Annotated in this window: 1 protein-coding gene; it reads left to right on the plus strand. The window is 70.2% G+C overall.

Translation table 11 applies throughout. The features are described from left to right. Positions 1–410, plus strand: a 410-nt coding sequence (locus I6F28_RS37210; RefSeq protein WP_249782239.1) for an ABC transporter transmembrane domain-containing protein, incomplete at both ends; no start/stop codon positions are given.

Genomic DNA, 410 nt, shown 5'->3' on the forward strand with positions numbered 1-410 from the left:
CCTGCTGGGCCAGGGCCCGCTCTGGCTGCGGCAGCGCCGCACCGGTGAACTGGGCGAACTGATGCTGCATCACGGTGATGCGATCGAGAGCTATTACAGCGGCTTCCTGCCGGTGCGCACCGAAGTGGTGGTGGTGCCGCTGCTGATCCTGGCCGCTGTCGCCTGGGTGGACTGGGTGGTGGCGCTGATCCTGCTGTTCACCGCGCCGCTGGTGCCGTTCTTCATGATGCTGGTGGGCTGGGGCGCTGAAGCCGCCGGGCGCGCGCAGCTGGGCGAACTGGCGCGCATGAGCGGCCATTTCGCCGACCGCATCAAGGGCCTGGGCCTGCTGCGCCTGTATGGCCGCGGCGAAGCCGAACTGGCCGGCATCGAGGCCGCCGCCGAAGGCGTGCGCGTGCGCACCCTGAAGG

The sequence above is a fragment of the Bradyrhizobium sp. NBAIM14 genome (assembly GCF_020193895.1).
In the GTDB taxonomy this organism is placed as follows: domain Bacteria; phylum Pseudomonadota; class Alphaproteobacteria; order Rhizobiales; family Xanthobacteraceae; genus Bradyrhizobium; species Bradyrhizobium yuanmingense.